A 16,093-nucleotide genomic window follows, 5' to 3' on the forward strand; every position below is an offset into this window, starting at 1 on the left:
CTTCAGAGGTCTTCGGGCTCAAATTCAGCGGATTAGCGGGTTCCGGACGGCTGGGTACGGTAAACTAAAACAACACGCGCATTTCACGGTTTTCCTCATTTTTTTCGCGCGAAAGATTGGACATTATCAAGCAGTGAGCCAGACGATCCGTAATATCGCCATCATCGCCCACGTCGACCACGGCAAGACCACGCTTGTCGACGCCATGCTCCGCCAGTCGGGCACCTTCCGCAGCAACGAGGCAGTCGCCGATCGAGTCATGGACTCGAACGACCTCGAAAGGGAGCGCGGCATCACGATTCTGGCTAAGAACACGGCCATTCACTACAAAGACTCGAAGATCAACATCGTTGATACGCCGGGCCACGCCGACTTTGGCGGCGAAGTCGAGCGCGCGCTGAAGATGGTGGACGGTGTGGTGTTGCTGGTCGACGCCTCCGAAGGTCCGCTGCCGCAGACCCGTTACGTACTGGGCAAGGCGCTCGAGGCCAAGTTGACGCCGATCCTGGTGATCAACAAGATCGACCGCCCCGACGCCCGTCCGCAGGAGGTCGTCAACGAGGTGTATGACCTGTTCATCGACCTCGATGCCGATGAGAACGTGCTCGACTTCCCGATCATCTACACCAACGGCAAGCTGGGTACGGCGACGATGGACCTGGCCAAGCCCGGCACGGACCTGATGCCGCTCTTCGACCTGGTTGTTGCGACGATCCCGGTTGCGCCCGGATCGCCCGACGGCGATCTGCAGGTGCTGGTCACCAACCTCGACTACTCGGACTACCTGGGCCGTCTGGCGATCGGCCGTGTCTTCAACGGCACGCTGCGCAACGGGCAGGAGGTCAACGTTTCGCGCGCTGACGGCTCGCTGGCGCCCGTCAAGATCACCAAACTGTTCACCTACGATGGACTGAAGAGAGTCGATACGAACTCCACCGACGTTGGCGACATCGTCGCGATTGCGGGTATCGAGAACATCACGATCGGCGACAGCTTCTGCGCGATCGAAGACCCCAAGCCGCTGCCGCGCATCAAGATCGATGAGCCGACCATCTCCATCGTCTTCTCGGTCAATAACGGACCGTTTGCGGGTAAGGAAGGCAAGCTGGTCACCAGCCGCAACATCAAGGAGCGCCTGGAGCGCGAGCTGCTGGTTAACGTCTCCATCCGCGTTGAAGACACGGGTTCGCCCGACAGCTTCAAGGTCATGGGCCGCGGAGAGCTGCAGCTCTCGGTGCTGATCGAGAACATGCGCCGCGAAGGCTTCGAACTGATGGCGTCGCGTCCGACGATCGTCACCAAGCGCGTCAACGATGCTCTGATGGAGCCCTCGGAGATTCTCTCGGTCGACGTGCCGGAAGAGTTCTCGGGTACGGTCATCATGAAGCTCGGGCCGCGCAAGGGCGAGATGACCAAGATGAGCAATCACGGCTCTGGCCGTGTCCGCATGGAGTTTACGGTGCCGTCGCGCGGCCTGATCGGCCTGCGCAACGAGATGCTGACGGAGACCCGCGGCACGATCATCATGAACTCGATCGCGGGCGACTATATCCCTTACACCGGTGAGATTCCGCAGCGTCCTTCGGGCGCGTTGATCTCCGACCGTCAGGGAACAACGACGACGTACGCCCTCTCGGGTCTCGAAGATCGCGGTGTCCTGTTTGTTCCGGATGGCATCGAGGTTTACGAGGGCATGATCGTCGGCGAGCACTCGCGCGACAACGATCTGGATGTGAACTGCGTGCGCGAAAAGAAGCTGACCAACATGCGTGCCTCGGGTTCGGACGACGCTCTGCGCCTGACGCCGTACAAGCAGCTGACGCTGGAACAGTCCATCGAATTTGTCGCCGATGACGAACTGGTCGAGGTGACGCCGAAGTCGCTGCGCATGCGCAAGAAGGTGCTGCAGGCCAACCGCCGTCCGCGCAAGAACCAGCAGCCGGAGTAATCGCAAGACGTAATTCAAGAAAAGCCCCGGTGCGCCGGGGCTTTTCTGTTTGTGGCGGGGACGATGGCTTGTTCTTCGCAGGTGGTTGCAGGTAAGGTGGGTCGGCGCAAATGTAACTGTTGCTGAATGTTGCGAAGAATGACTGGAGCCTTTGTGAACAAGCTGCCTTTTTATGCGAGCCTGTCGTTTGCCTGTGTGTTGTTGAGTGGCGCTGCCGCGTCGGCGCAGGCGCCCGCGAGTCTTCCGCGCGTGGCTGCCGGTATTCCAGTGAACTACGACGAGGACAAGGTGGGCACGTATACGCTGCCCGATCCGCTGGTGATGGCGGATGGCAAGCCGGTGAAGGACGCGGCGGCATGGAATAAAAAGCGCCGGCCTGAGATTCTGCGGATGTTTGAGACGCAGCAGTTTGGCGTGGCTCCGGGAAGGCCGAAGGCCGAGCGCTTTGAGGTGATTGAGCAGGGGACCGCAGCGCTTGACGGTAAGGCGCTGCGCAGGCGGGTGGATATCCATCTCAACGCCGACAAGAGCGCGCCGGTGATTCACCTGGTGGAGTATCTGCCGGCGCATGCCAGCGGGAAGGTGCCGCTGCTGCTGAATATCAGCTTCTCGGCGGCTTCGAATACGGTGGATGACCCGACGCTGCCGGTGGGCGAGATCTGGGACGCGAAGACGAAGGCGAAGGTTCCGGCGACGCAGGGGCGCGCCTTCGGGAAGATTCCGGTGCCGCTGCTGCTCGATGCGGGATTTGGCGTGGCAACGTTTTATTACGGCGACGTGGAGCCGGACTACGCGGAGGGTTTTTCGCAGGGGATACGCCGCTTCTATCTGAAGAAGGGGCAGACGGAGCGCGGGCCGGAGGACTGGGGCTCGATTGCGGCGTGGGCCTGGGGGATGAGCCGCGCGATGGATTATCTCGAGACGGACAAGAGTGTGGATGCGAAGAGGGTTGCGATTCACGGCATCTCGCGGCTGGGCAAGACGGTGATGTGGGCGGGCGCGCACGATCAGCGTTTTGCGCTGGTGATCGAGAGCTGCTCGGGCGAGGGCGGCACGGCGCTAAGCTCTCGCAACTATGGCGAGACGATCGCTCACCTGACGGCGCCGTCGCGGTTTCCCTACCAGTTTGCGGAGAACTATGCGAAGTGGGGCGGCTTTCCCGACAAGGCCCCCATGGATGGGCACATGCTGGCTGCGCTGATTGCGCCGCGTCCCCTGCTGCTGCAGACGGGAGACACGGATTACTGGTCGGACCCGAAGGGAGAGTTTCTGGCGGCGGTGGCGGCAGGGCCGGTCTACAAGCTGCTGGGCAAGGATGCGCTCGACACGGAGACGTGGCCCAAGGCGAAGGAGCCGGTGCTGCATGATCTTGGCTACTACATGCACGATGGCGGTCACGGCATGGTGGCGGGAGACTGGGAGATCTACGTCCGGTTTCTGAAGATGCACCTTCAGCCCGCGCAGTGAGGCAACAGCACCTCCGCTGCCGTCATCGTTTGAAGAGATAGAGAAAGATTCGCGACAGGAGAACGCATGAAGAGTTTGATATTGCTGCTGGGCGCACTGGCTGCGCCCGTGTTGGCGCAGATTCCGGCCGGGTCGCCGCACCCGATGGCGGTGAAGACCGGATTTACGGTGCAGAAGGACGTCGTCTACGGCAAGGGCACGAACGGTGACCTGGTGGCGGACATCTACCTGCCGCAGAACAAGCGGGAGAATATGCCCGCGGTGCTGGATATCCACGGCGGCGGCTGGAGCCACGGCACGCGTCACGATATGAGTCCGGCGACGGAGGATATGGCTGCGGCGGGTTTTGTGGGCGTGAGCATCGAGTATGACCTGAGCAGCCAGGGAGGCAGCGTGCACTTTCCCACGGCACTCGACCAGTGCTGGATGGCGCTGCAATGGATGCGGCAGCATGCGAAGGACTATGGCATCGACCCCACGAAGATTGCGGTTGCGGGCAGCTCGGCGGGGGGAGAGCTTGCTGCGCTGGTGGCGCTGGGCGTGGGACAGCCGTCGGGTGTGCAGCAGCCGGCTGCGGCGGTTGTCTATAACGGCGTGCTTGACCTTAGCGATCCTGGGGTGAACCAGAAGATGGTGGAGATGTACCTGGGCGGAAGCTGCGAGGCGATGAAGGATGCGTGCAAGAAGGCCTCTCCGTCACAGGCCATCCTGATGGGTGCGCCGCCGTTCTTTGTGGGACACGGCACCAAGGATGAGGCTGTGCCTTATGCGCAGGCGGAGCAGTTTATCGACAAGCTGAAGAAGGCGAGTGTGGCGGTGATGGTATTTACCGCCCCCGGCGGTCCGCATACCTATTGGAAGGATCAGCGGTGGCTGCAGCCGAGCATGGATGCCTCGATCATGTTTCTGAAGCAGGCGCTAAAGGTGCAGTAGGTCGCAACTGCCAGAGGCGAAAGATAAAGGCCGCGATTGCTCGCGGCCTTTTCTGCTTTTATGCGCTGGAAGAATACTACTTCTTGGCGGTCTCGAAGCGCTTGTTGACCTCGTCCCAGTTGACGACGCTCCACCATGCGGCGAGGTAGTCGGGGCGCTTGTTCTGATACTTCAGGTAGTAGGCGTGCTCCCAGACATCGTTGCCGAGGATGGGGTAGAGGCCCTGCGAGAGCGGGTTGTCCTGGTTGGCGGAGGTGACGATCTCGAGCTTGCCGCCCTTGAACACCAACCAGCCCCAGCCGGAGCCGAACTGCTTGGCGGTGGCCTCGTTGAACTGCTTTTTGAAGGCCTCGAAGTCGCCGAAGTCCTTGGTGATCTGCTCGGCGATGGCGCCGGTGGGAGCGCCGCCGCCTGCGGGCTTCATGATCTGCCAGAACATGGTGTGGTTGACGTGGCCGCCGCCGTTGTTCTGGACGACCTTGCGGATGTCCTCAGGGATCGAGGCTAGGTCCTTAATCAACTCTTCGGGCGACTTAGAGCCGAGCTCGGGGTGCTTCTCGATGGCGCCGTTCAGGTTCGTGACATACGCCTGATGGTGCTTGTCGTGATGAAGCTTCATGGTCGCTTCATCGATGGTGGGCTCAAGGCCGGCGTAGTCGTAGGGCAAGGGGGGAAGTTCGTAAGCCACTGTCGTCTCCTGTGTGGAAGGTCCATGGCCGGCATCCCGTAAAAGATCTGCCGGGGCCGGGCGTTCAATGAGTTCTGATGCCTCTTGCGACCGGCGCGATGCAACGTGCCGGAACTCGAGCGTCGGAAATCGGCCAGAAAAATCCGTGACCCCGGCCATCATAACGCAACCGCATGAAGTAAGGCGTCCTTCCGCTTCCGTGCGTCTCAGGTTGCGGGAGAGGTTTATTGTTGAAGGATGAACGATCTCAACGATCTCTCTGCAAGTTACCGCTGGCTCGACGATGATGGACCTGCCTTTGGCGCCCCTGGCCTGGAGCCGCGGTGGACCTCCAGCAGAAAGGATGCGGTGGGTACGGCGTACTCGGCTTCAAGCCGCGTCTGGTACACGATGTCGCACGGCACGCTGAACGAAATCTACTATCCGACGATCGACCGCCCGCAGACGCGCGACATGGAGCTGCTGTTTACCGACGGCGAGAGTTTCTTTCATGAAGAGAAGCGCGATCTGGACTACGACTTCGCGTATGTGGAAGGCACGGCGCTGGCGGTGCGGATGAAAGCGAAGGAGCGGGGCGGACGCTATCGCGTCACCAAGGTCGTCATCTCGAACCCGCATTTTCCCTGCGTGCTGATCAACGTGAAGATCGAGGGCGATGCCGAGGTGCTGCAGCGGATGAAGTGCTATGCGCTGCTGGCGCCGCATCTGAACGGCGGCGGCGCGGGAAACTCGGCGCGCAGCATCGATGTGGCGGGACGCAGATCGCTGCTGGCGTGGAAGGGTAATACATCGCTGGCGATGAGCGCGAGCGGCGGCTTCACGCGGTCCTCGTGCGGCTACGTCGGCCACAGCGATGGCTACCAGGACCTGTTCAGCGACATGAAGATGAAGTGGCAGTTCGGTCAGGCGCTGGACGGCAACATTGCGGTGATGGGCGAGATCGACGTGGCCAAGACGCCGGAGTTCACTATTGCGATGGCGTTTGGCGATGGTCATCATGCGGCGCTCGCGTGCATGATGCAGAGCCTGGCGACTCCGTTTGACGATCATCTGAAGCGCTTTCTGGCGCAGTGGGCGCGGGTGCGCTCGCCGGAGCAGCTGGTGGTGTCGTCGTCGGATAACGGATGGCTGGCGAGGATCAGCCAGAACGTACTGCTGGCGCACGAAGACAAGACCTATTCGGGTGCGTTTATCGCATCGGCTTCGATTCCCTGGGGAGCTTCGAAGGGCGATAACGATCTGGGCGGATATCACCTGGTGTGGACGCGCGACATGGTGCATACCGCGACGGCGCTGCTGGCCTGCGGACGCGACGACACGGCCTTGAGGGCACTGGTGTATCTGGCCTGTACGCAGCAGCCGGATGGAAGCTTCGCGCAGAATTTCTGGATCGATGGAACACCGTACTGGCACGGCATTCAGCTGGACGAGGTGGCGTTTCCCATCATCCTGGCGTGGCGGCTGTGGAAGAAAGGCAGCATCGGCACCTTCAAGATCTTTCCCTTTGTAGAGCGTGCGGCGACGTTCCTGGTGAAGTATGCCCCGGTAACGCAGCAGGAGCGGTGGGAAGAGACTGCGGGTTATTCGCCGTCGACGCTGGCGGCGGTGATCTCGGGGCTGGTGTGCGCGGCCGATATTGCGCGGGCGCATGAGTCCCTGGAGCTGGCGGACTTTCTCGAGGGCTATGCGGACTGGATCGAGGCCCACCTGGATGAGTGGACGACGACCTGCGACGGTGTGCTGCACCCGGAGGTGAAGCGGCATTACGTGCGGATTACGCCGCCTGCGCCGGGCGAGCCGTTTCATGATGCGAGCGTGCCGGTGGGGATGTTCCGCATCAACAATCGCGGGCCGGAGGAGAGATCGGTCTACGAGGCGCGCGAGGTGATCGACGCCGGATTCCTGGAGCTGGTGCGCTATGGCATACGGAAGCCGGACGATCCGCTGATCGTGGATTCGCTGAAGGTCGTCGATCATGTGCTGAAGATCGAGACGCCCTACGGTCCCTGCTGGCGGCGCTACAACCACGATGGTTACGGGCAGAAGAAGGATGGCGGGCCGTTCGATGGCTGGGGGCAGGGCAGAGCGTGGCCCCTGCTGGGCGGTGAGCGGGCGCACTATGAGCTGGCTGCGGGCAACAAGAGCGATACGCTGACGCATGCGCTGGAGGCGTTCGCCTCGAAGGGCGGCATGCTGCCGGAGCAGGTGTGGGACCACGAGGATCTGCCGTCGGAGGGCATGTACTTCGGCAAGTCGGCGGGGGCGGCGCAACCGCTGGTCTGGGCCCACTCGGAGTACCTGAAGCTGCTGCGCTCGTTAACAGACAGTAAAGTTTTCGACTTCATTCCGCTGGTGGCGGAGCGCTACCAGGTGGCAGCGGATAAGCGTACGTTTACCAATCACCTGGAGATCTATTCGGCGGGCAGGCCGGTGCGGCATATCCGCGAGGGACATACGCTGCGGATCGTGGATACCGGGCACTTCCGCGTGGTGTACACGCTGGATGGATGGGCGACGGTGCAGACGGCCATCTCGAATATGGTGGGCTGCATCGGGGCATATGTGGATATTCCGACACCGGCAGGGCAGGCAGGGTCGATTATCTTTACGCAGAGCTGGCCCGGCGAGGACAAACAGGAACGTTGGCTGGGACGGAATATCGAGATTGCGATCGTTCCTTTATCGGCCGCTCCCATGTGCTGAAGATGCAGTGATCGTGGTCACAGCTGTACACTGATTGGGGAACGCCCTAATCGAATAAATACGCGAATCGAGCGCGAGCGCTTCCCTGTGCGCGCCGAGATTGAAGGAAAAGGACAAGAATGAGCGAACAGACCGACCAGCAGAATGCGCTAGACCAGCTCTCCATCAACGCTCTCCGTTTTCTCGCCGTGGATGCGGTGGAAAAGGCCAACTCTGGCCACCCTGGCGCGCCTCTGGGCTGCGCACCGATCGCCTACCTCCTCTATCACAAGCTGATGAAGTACGATCCGTCGGACCCGAAGTGGATCGACCGTGATCGCTTTGTTCTCTCGAACGGCCACGCCTCGGCGCTGTTGTATGGCGTACTGCATCTCGCCGGCTATGACCTTCCGATCAGCCAGCTGGAGAGGTTCCGCCAGTGGGGTTCGCACACCCCCGGCCACCCGGAGTATGGTGAGGCCCCGGGCGTTGAAGTGACCACCGGTCCGCTCGGCCAGGGCTTCGGCATGGCAGTCGGTATCGCCACCGCCGAGAAGCATCTGGGCGCCGTCTACAACCGTGACGGACACAAGGTCATCGACCACTACACCTACGTTCTCTGCGGCGACGGCGACCTGATGGAAGGCATCTCGCACGAGACGGCCTCGCTGGCCGGAACGCTGAACCTGGGCAAGCTGATCGTTCTGTACGACGACAACCTGATCTCGCTGGACGGCCCGACGGAGCTGAGCTTCACCGAGGACGTGACCAAGCGCTTCGAGGGCTATCACTGGCATGTGCAGATGGTCGACGACGGCAACGACCTCGTCGCTATCGAGGCTGCGATCGCCGCTGCCAAGGCAGAGACGACGCGTCCTTCGCTGATTCGCGTGCGCACGGTGATCGGCTTCGGCAGCCCGAAGGCCGGTACGAGCAAGGTTCACGGCGAGGCGCTGGGAGCTGAGGCGGTGAAGGCCACCAAGAAGAACCTCGGCTGGCCCGAGGACAAGACCTTCTACGTTCCCGAAGAGGCTGCGAAGAACTGGGCCGAGGCCAAGACGAAGGGCAAGAAGGCTCACGAGGCGTGGCAGAAGGACTTTGCCGAGTACGCGAAGGCGTATCCGGAGCCGGCTGCTGAATTCGATCGTGTGATCAAGGCTGAGCTGGCTGCTGGCTGGGAGAAGAAGATTCCTGTATTCCCCACGGGCAAGCCCGTTGCGACCCGTAATGCAGGCCAGGTGGTGATGAACGCTATCGCCGGTGTGGTGCCTGAGCTGTTCGGTGGCGCTGCCGACCTGACGGCTTCGACCAAGACCATCTTCAAGGACTCGCTGAACTTCCATCTCGATCCCAAGGGACGTAACGTCTTCTTCGGCGTGCGTGAGTTCGGTATGTGCGCGATGGTCAACGGTATGGCGGCTCACGGCGGACTGATTCCGTTCGGCTCGACCTTCTTCGTCTTCTCCGACTATGCGCGTAACGCCATCCGCCTTGCGGCTTTGATGAGCGTGCACTCGCTGTTCATCTTCACGCACGACTCCATCGGTCTCGGCGAAGACGGACCGACGCACCAGCCGGTCGAGCACCTGATGAGCCTGCGCCTGATCCCGCAGCTGACGGACTTCCGTCCGGCGGACGCGAACGAGACGGCTGCCTGCTGGCAGATTGCGCTCGAGCGCAAGAGCGCGTGCTTCATGGCTCTTTCGCGCCAGGACCTGCCGGTGATCGATGCCGAGAAGCACAACGTGCTCGAGGGCACGCGCAAGGGTGCTTATGCTCTGGACGATTCGGGCAAGGACATCATCCTGATCGCCACCGGTTCCGAGGTTTCGCTGATCGTGAAGGCGGCCGAGGAGCTGAAGGCTGCCGGTATCAACGCCAGCGTCGTCTCGATGCCGAGCTTCAAGCTGTACGAGGAGCAGGACGAGGCGTACAAGGCCAGCCTGATGCCGGAAGGCACGCCGAAGCTTGCGGTTGAAGCAGGCGCCACGATGGGCTGGTACAAGTACATCGGCCACAACGGTGCGGTGATTGGTCTGGATCGTTTCGGCGCTTCGGCTCCGGGACCGATCGCGATGGAGAAGCTGGGCATCAGCGTGGCTCACGTTGTTGAGCTGGCCAAGAAGCTGGTCAAGAAGTAGGCACGGCAGGGGTCGACAGAAACGGAAATGACACAGGACGAAGCAAAGCGGACAGCGGCTCGACGCGCTCTGGAGTTTGTCGAGGATGGGATGGCGCTGGGATTAGGCAGCGGCACCACCTCGGCGATGTTTATCCAGGAGCTGGGCGAACGCGTGAAGGGCGGTCTGAAGGTGCATGGCATCGCCACCTCTGCCGCCAGTCAGAAGCTGGCTGAGTCCTTGTCCATTCCGATGACGACCTTTGAAGAGACGCCGGCGCTGGATCTTGCGATCGACGGGGCCGACGAGGTCGGCCCCGGCCTCGCACTGATCAAGGGCGGCGGCGGCGCGTTGTTGCGCGAAAAGATTGTGGAGAGCGCGGCGAAGAAGTTCATCGTCATTGCAGATGGTTCAAAGCTGGTCAAGCAGCTGGGCAAGTTCCCGCTGCCGGTCGAGGTGGTTAAGATGGCGCTTCCGCTGGTGACGCATCGGCTGGAGGCGCTGGGATTGAATCCGAAGCTGCGGCACCACAAGGATGGCTCGGTCTACCTGACCGATGAGAACAACTTCATTCTCGACTGCTCCGCGGGTGTCATCGCTGATCCGGCGAAGACGGCGGCCGATATTCGCTCGATCGTGGGCGTGGTCGAACACGGATTATTTCTGAATATGGCGTCGTTTGCACTGATTGCGAGCGACCAGGGCGTTGTGGAGGTCGGGCGATGAACGCACGCAGACACCACAACGGTTGTTGATCTTGCATCGAGACTAAGGGAAGACGCGTCCTATACACATGTCAACCGCTGCAAACATCAATTCGGCCTCTGTCTCGCGTGTCTGGTTCATCACAGGCGCTTCTACTGGATTTGGCCGCATTCTGGCGGAAGAAGTTCTGAAGGCCGGCGACACGGTGGTTGCGACGGCGCGCAAGGTGGAGCAGGTAGCTCCCCTGCAAGAGAGCTATCCTGACCGCGCGCTGGCTCTTCCCCTCGATGTGACGAAGCAGGATCAGATTGATGCCGCTCTGGCGAAGACCATCGAGCGCTTTGGTCGTGTGGACGTGCTGGTCAACAATGCAGGATATGGCGTCTTCGGTGCAGTCGAAGAGGTCTCCGAGGACGAGCTTCGTCCGATGTTCGAGACCAATGTCTTTGGCCTGCTCAGCGTGACGCGCACATTTCTGCCTCAGCTTCGCAAGCAGCGCAGCGGACATATCCTGAACCTCTCGTCGATCGGCGGCGTGGTCGCCGGCGCGGGGATGGGCCTCTACCAGGGCACGAAGTTTGCTGTTGAAGGTATCTCCGAGGCACTGGCGCAGGAGATTGCGCCGCTCGGCATCAAGCTCACGATCATCGAGCCGGGACCGTTCCGCACGGACTTCCTGGGACGTTCGGGCTCCGAGGCCGCGACGAAGATTGATGATTACGAGACCACCGCCGCCAATGCGCGTCGTTACATGAGTGCGCAGGACGGCAAGCAGCCGGGCGATCCGCTGAAGGCTGTGCAGGCCATGCAGCAGGTGGTGGAGATGGAGAAGCCTCCGCTGCGGCTGCTGCTGGGCGCGGGGGCGCTGAAGCGTTTACGCGAAAAGCTCGACAATTGGCAGATAGAGCTTACCGCCTGGGAGCCAGTGACGGTAGGCGCAGATTTTGCGGAGGGGAAGTAGCCCTTCGATAGAAGTACGGATCAAGCTGCTGGTGATTAGAACGGCACGATGAGACGCATCGACAAAAACACGGCATGGCCGTCCAGCGAGGAAAGGATAAACAAATGGAACTTGGACTGATTGGTCTTGGCAAGATGGGATTCAATATGGCGGAGCGTCTGCGGCTGGCGGGCCACAAGGTCGTTGGTTTCGACTTCAACAAAGACGCGACGGCCAAGCTGACGGCGACCGGATCGCTTGGAGTGGATTCGCTTGAGGACCTGGTGAAGAACCTGTCGGCTCCTCGCGCCATCTGGATCATGGTTCCGTCGGGCGATCCAGTCGATCAGACGATCGAGAAGCTCGAGGCGCTGATCGAGAAGGGCGACACCCTGATCGACGGCGGCAACTCGAACTACAAGGACACGCAGCGCCGTCATGAGGCCGTGACGAAGAAGGGCTATGAGTACGTTGACTGCGGTACTTCGGGCGGTGTCTGGGGCCTGAAGGAGGGCTACAGCATGATGATCGGTGGCGACATGGGCCCGGTCGATCGCCTGAAGCCGATCTTCGAGGCGCTGGCCCCTTCGCCCACCGAGGGCTGGGGACATGTTGGACCTTCGGGCGCCGGTCACTTCGTGAAGATGGTGCACAACGGTATCGAGTACGGCCTGATGCAGGCGTATGCCGAGGGCTTCTCGATCATGAAGGCCAAGGAGCCGCTCGGCCTGGACCTGACGCAGATCTCGCACATCTGGCAGAAGGGCTCGGTTGTCCGTTCGTGGCTGCTGGACCTGACCGCGGATGCGCTTGACCAGAATCCGACGCTGGCTGGCCTTGAGGCCTACGTGCCGGACTCCGGCGAAGGCCGCTGGACCGTGATGGAGGCGATCGACCTGAACATCTCGGCTCCGGTGATCACCGAGTCGCTGATCCGCCGCCTGCGTTCGCGCGAAGAGAACAACTTTACCGATCGCATGATCTCGATCATGCGTGGAGCCTTCGGCGGCCATGCCGTGAAGAAGGCCTAACGGTTTCCCTGGATAAGAACTGGTTAAGAGAAAAGGAAGAGAAATGGCTACGACACAAGTTATTGCTCCCGAAAAGAACGCGGCTTCGAATAGCGAGCGCGTGCCCGATCCATGCGTTGTTGTGATCTTTGGCGCATCCGGTGACCTGACGAAGAGGAAGCTGCTGCCCGCGCTCTATCACCTGGAGCAGGCCAACCTGCTGCCCAAGGATTTTGCGGTTCTCGGCGTGGCGCGCCGTGCTCTGGAGACGACGTTTGCTCCGGATATGAAGGAAGGCATCATCGCCGGCGGCGGCGTGGAGGAGAGCGAGGCTCAGCTGGGTCCGTTCGTCGACCGCGTGCAGTACTTTGCGATGAACTTCGACGACGGCGACGGTTATGACGCACTGAAGAAGAAGCTGGCCGAGCTGGACGGCAAGTTCAACACCCAGGGCAACCGCCTGTTTTATCTGGCGACGGCGCCAGAGTACTTCTCCGACATCATCAACTATCTTGGCGAGCACAAGATGGCCCAGCCTGAGAAGGACAAGGACGGTAAGACGCCCTGGGTGCACACCATCATTGAGAAGCCGTTCGGCCACGATCTGGAGTCGGCCCGCGCGCTGAACGATGAGGTCAACAAGGTCTTCCACGAGGACCAGATCTTCCGCATCGATCACTATCTGGGCAAGGAGACGGTGCAGAACATCCTCGTCTTCCGTTTTGCCAACAGCATCTTCGAGAGCGTGTGGAACCGCAACTACATCGATCATGTCGAGATCACCGCTGCAGAGTCGATCGGCATCGAAGGCCGCGGCCCGTTCTATGAGCAGGCCGGTGCTCTGCGCGACGTGGTGCAGAACCACGTGATGGAGCTTCTGAGCTTTGTTGCGATGGAGCCCCCGATCTCGTTCCAGTCCGAGGCTGTGCGTGTGGAGAAGGTGAAGGTCTGGAAGGCCATCAACCCGATCAAGCTGGAAGACACGGTTCGCGGGCAGTATGGCCCGAGCACGATCGGTGGCAAGGCTGTTCCCGGATATCGCGAGGAAGATCGCGTGAGCCCGGAGTCGCAGACCGAGACCTTTGCCGCGCTTCGGCTGGAGATCGATAACTGGCGCTGGGCCGGTGTACCGTTCTACATCCGCGCCGGTAAGCGTCTGGAGAAGCGCGTTACAGAGATCACGATCCAGTTCAAGCAGCCGCCGATGCACCTGTTCCAGGGTGGCGAGTGCCATAACACCGAGGCCGTCGAGCCGAACCTGATCTCGATGCGCATTCAGCCGGACGAGGGCATCTCGCTGCGCTTTGGCGCCAAGCTGCCTGGCCCGAGCATGGATCTGAGCCCCGTGCAGATGAACTTCAGCTACGCGGATGCCTTCGGCAAGTCCTCGGCCAACGGCTACGAGCGCCTGCTGCTCGATGCCATGCTGGGCGACGGAACGCTGTTCACGCACCGCGATGGTGTGGAGGCAACGTGGGCTCTGATGACGCCGGTTCTCAAGGCATGGAAGGAGAATCCGTTGAAGGATCTCCCGAACTACGCTGCAGGAACCTGGGGTCCGGAGGCAGCCGATGAGCTGCTGGCATCGCAGGGCCGCAAGTGGCGTAAGCTCTAAATCGCAACATCGCTTTGGGCCTCGCGGATCTGCCGGTGTTATGCCGGCAGTCCGCGAGGCCTAGCCATTGCATTCGGAAAACGCATCCTAGAGATTGCATTCGCAACAAGCATTCAAAGAGAAGGAAGAGTATGCCGCGTCAGACCACTGCTACTTATCACGTCTATACGACCCCGGCCGATGTGGCCAGGGCAGCCGCAGAGTTGTTCGCGTCGTCGGTGACGGCGGCCGCAGCCGCGCGAGGAGTTGCGCGCATTGCCATCTCGGGCGGAACAACCCCCAAGGCGATGTTCGCTCTGCTCGCCGATCCGGCGCAGCCGTTTGCGAAGCAGGTGCCGTGGGACAAGCTGGATCTCTACTGGGTCGATGAGCGTTGCGTGGCGCCGGACGATGCCGAGTCCAACTACCGCATGACGAACGAAACGCTGCTCTCGAAGGTGCCGCTGGCGCCGGAGCATATTCATCGCATGGAAGGCGAGCTGGAGCCCGAGGTTGCCGCTGCGCGTTACGAGGCGGCGATTCGCAACGGCTTCAAGCTGGAGGGTGCGGAGACGCCGACCTTCGACCTGGTGATGCTGGGCATGGGCGACGACGGGCACACTGCCTCGCTGTTTCCGCACACCGAGGCGCTCAACGAGATGGCGCACATCGTGGTGGCGAACCACGTTCCGCAGAAGGACACCTGGCGCATCACGCTGACCTGGCCGGTGATCAACCAGGGCCGCGAGGTCGCCTTCCTGATTGAGGGCGAGAAGAAGGCCCAGGTGCTGCACGAAGTTCTCGAAGGGCCGTACCAGCCGGAGACGTATCCGTCGCAGATCATTCGTCCGGCGAGCGGCAAACTGACTCTCTTGCTCGACCAAATGGCGGCGGCTAAGCTGCCTGCACCTCAGGGATCGACTGGGACACTGGAGCTTAAATAGATGATTCTTGCCGGCGATGTTGGCGGTACCAAGGTTCACCTGGCGCTTTACGACTTTGCAGAGGGAAATCTTCACGCGATCCGCGATGAGAAGTTCCCGGCGCATCAGTTTGGATCGCTTGACGAGATCGTCAACAAGTTCCTCTCCGGGAACGAACAGTTTCCTGCGGCCAAGCGCGAAGAGATCCTCGCCGCCTGCTTCGGCTGCCCGGGGCCGGTGCGCGATGGCCGTCTGAAGCTGACCAATCTTCCATGGGTTCTCGACGCGCGTGATCTGTCGAAGTCGCTCTCGATCAAGCACGTCTTTCTGATCAACGATCTTGAGGCGAACGGATACGGCATCCCGGAGCTGGCCGCCGACAAGATCTTCACGCTGCACGAGGGCGACGCCAACGCGGTGGGCCATCGCGGACTGATCGCGGCGGGCACTGGACTGGGACAGGCGCTGCTGATCTGGGACGGCAAGAGGCACAACCCGATTCCGTCGGAGGGCGGGCACTGCGACTTCGCGGCCCGGTCCAACCGCGAGATCGCCATGCTGGAATATCTGCGCGGCACCTTGAAGGGGCGCGTCAGCTTCGAGCGCGTGGTCTCGGGGCTGGGAATCAAGAACGTCTACCGCTTTCTGCGCGAGGTCGAAAAACTGGACGAGCCGAAGTGGCTCTGCGACCGCATGGCGGGCGAGGACCCAAACGCCGTCATCGGAGAGTGCGCGGAGGATGGCTCCAGCTCGATCTGCTTTGAGACGATGAAGCTGTTTGCCTCGGCCTATGGTGCCGAGGCGGGCAACCTGGCGCTGAAGGTGCTGGCTACGGGGGGCATCTACCTGGGCGGCGGCATCGCGCCCAAGCGGCTGAAGACGATGCAGAATGGCTTCTTCATGCAGGCGTTCCTCGATAAGGGCCGCATGTCCCCGCTGCTGCAGTCGATTCCGGTACGCATTATCCTCGACGACAGCTGCGCCCTGCTGGGCGCGGCGGCCTACGGCGAGGCACGCGCGGCGGAGATGGGCGACGTCTCGGAGAGGGCAGCCTCGGTCAAGTCCTAGGCTATTCCAGGCGCC

The 16,093-nt window shown here is 61.5% G+C and carries 12 protein-coding genes; 11 read left to right on the forward strand and 1 reads right to left on the reverse strand.

Features of this window, described 5'->3' with window-relative positions; genetic code table 11:
- Positions 1–133 precede the first annotated feature (133 nt).
- From typA to PW789_RS08160, 3 genes are all read left to right on the forward strand, one after another.
- Entirely contained in the window at positions 134–1,948 is a 1,815-nt protein-coding gene (typA, locus tag PW789_RS08150) for a translational GTPase TypA (RefSeq protein WP_299374091.1), read from the forward strand.
- Between the two features lie 153 nt (positions 1,949–2,101).
- Positions 2,102–3,415 (forward strand): acetylxylan esterase, encoded by a 1,314-nt coding sequence (locus tag PW789_RS08155; RefSeq protein ID WP_299374093.1) that lies wholly within the window; start codon positions 2,102–2,104, stop codon positions 3,413–3,415.
- 66 nt (positions 3,416–3,481) lie between these two features.
- Entirely contained in the window at positions 3,482–4,348 is an 867-nt protein-coding gene (locus PW789_RS08160; RefSeq protein ID WP_299374096.1) for an alpha/beta hydrolase, read from the forward strand.
- Positions 4,349–4,424: 76 nt separating this feature from the next.
- Here the strand turns inward: PW789_RS08160 and PW789_RS08165 are convergent, their stop codons facing one another.
- Positions 4,425–5,036 (reverse strand): superoxide dismutase, encoded by a 612-nt coding sequence (locus tag PW789_RS08165; protein WP_299374099.1) that lies wholly within the window; start codon positions 5,034–5,036, stop codon positions 4,425–4,427.
- Positions 5,037–5,273: 237 nt separating this feature from the next.
- Here PW789_RS08165 and PW789_RS08170 point away from each other — a divergent pair, with 237 nt between their 5' ends.
- The 8 genes from PW789_RS08170 to glk all read left to right on the forward strand — a co-directional run bounded on the left by PW789_RS08170 (position 5,274) and on the right by glk (position 16,078).
- The gene (locus PW789_RS08170; RefSeq protein ID WP_299374102.1) at positions 5,274–7,739 is read left to right on the forward strand and encodes a glycoside hydrolase family 15 protein; all 2,466 of its coding nucleotides are present in this window, start codon (positions 5,274–5,276) and stop codon (positions 7,737–7,739) included.
- A 119-nt stretch (positions 7,740–7,858) separates the two neighbouring features.
- Entirely contained in the window at positions 7,859–9,859 is a 2,001-nt protein-coding gene (gene tkt / locus PW789_RS08175; RefSeq protein ID WP_299374105.1) for a transketolase, read from the forward strand.
- A 27-nt stretch (positions 9,860–9,886) separates the two neighbouring features.
- Positions 9,887–10,564, forward strand: a complete 678-nt coding sequence (gene rpiA / locus PW789_RS08180) for a ribose-5-phosphate isomerase RpiA (RefSeq protein WP_299374108.1) — start codon at positions 9,887–9,889, stop codon at positions 10,562–10,564.
- A gap of 67 nt (positions 10,565–10,631) precedes the next feature.
- Positions 10,632–11,504, forward strand: coding sequence for an oxidoreductase (locus tag PW789_RS08185; RefSeq protein ID WP_299374114.1), 873 nt, complete (start codon positions 10,632–10,634; stop codon positions 11,502–11,504).
- A gap of 104 nt (positions 11,505–11,608) precedes the next feature.
- Positions 11,609–12,514, forward strand: coding sequence for a phosphogluconate dehydrogenase (NAD(+)-dependent, decarboxylating) (gnd, locus tag PW789_RS08190; RefSeq protein WP_299374117.1), 906 nt, complete (start codon positions 11,609–11,611; stop codon positions 12,512–12,514).
- A 43-nt stretch (positions 12,515–12,557) separates the two neighbouring features.
- Complete coding sequence (gene zwf / locus PW789_RS08195) at positions 12,558–14,108, forward strand: glucose-6-phosphate dehydrogenase (RefSeq protein ID WP_299374120.1); 1,551 nt, start codon at positions 12,558–12,560, stop codon at positions 14,106–14,108.
- A gap of 131 nt (positions 14,109–14,239) precedes the next feature.
- Positions 14,240–15,031, forward strand: a complete 792-nt coding sequence (pgl, locus tag PW789_RS08200; protein ID WP_299374123.1) for a 6-phosphogluconolactonase — start codon at positions 14,240–14,242, stop codon at positions 15,029–15,031.
- On the forward strand, positions 15,032–16,078 hold the full coding sequence (gene glk / locus PW789_RS08205; RefSeq protein ID WP_299374126.1) for a glucokinase: 1,047 nt from the start codon (positions 15,032–15,034) through the stop codon (positions 16,076–16,078).
- Positions 16,079–16,093: the final 15 nt, after the last annotated feature.

Source organism: Edaphobacter sp. (assembly GCF_028283685.1).
Taxonomy (GTDB): Bacteria; Acidobacteriota; Terriglobia; order Terriglobales; family Acidobacteriaceae; genus Edaphobacter.

Bases quoted from the DNA above. Each gene is read 5' to 3' on its own strand.
- tkt (WP_299374105.1), top strand. From the start codon at position 7,859: ATGAGCGAACAGACCGACCAGCAGAATGCGCTAGACCAGCTCTCCATC.
- glk (WP_299374126.1), top strand. From the start codon at position 15,032: ATGATTCTTGCCGGCGATGTTGGCGGTACCAAGGTTCACCTGGCGCTT.
- PW789_RS08160 (WP_299374096.1), top strand. From the start codon at position 3,482: ATGAAGAGTTTGATATTGCTGCTGGGCGCACTGGCTGCGCCCGTGTTG.
- zwf (WP_299374120.1), top strand. From the start codon at position 12,558: ATGGCTACGACACAAGTTATTGCTCCCGAAAAGAACGCGGCTTCGAAT.
- pgl (WP_299374123.1), top strand. From the start codon at position 14,240: ATGCCGCGTCAGACCACTGCTACTTATCACGTCTATACGACCCCGGCC.
- PW789_RS08170 (WP_299374102.1), top strand. From the start codon at position 5,274: ATGAACGATCTCAACGATCTCTCTGCAAGTTACCGCTGGCTCGACGAT.
- rpiA (WP_299374108.1), top strand. From the start codon at position 9,887: ATGACACAGGACGAAGCAAAGCGGACAGCGGCTCGACGCGCTCTGGAG.
- gnd (WP_299374117.1), top strand. From the start codon at position 11,609: ATGGAACTTGGACTGATTGGTCTTGGCAAGATGGGATTCAATATGGCG.
- PW789_RS08185 (WP_299374114.1), top strand. From the start codon at position 10,632: ATGTCAACCGCTGCAAACATCAATTCGGCCTCTGTCTCGCGTGTCTGG.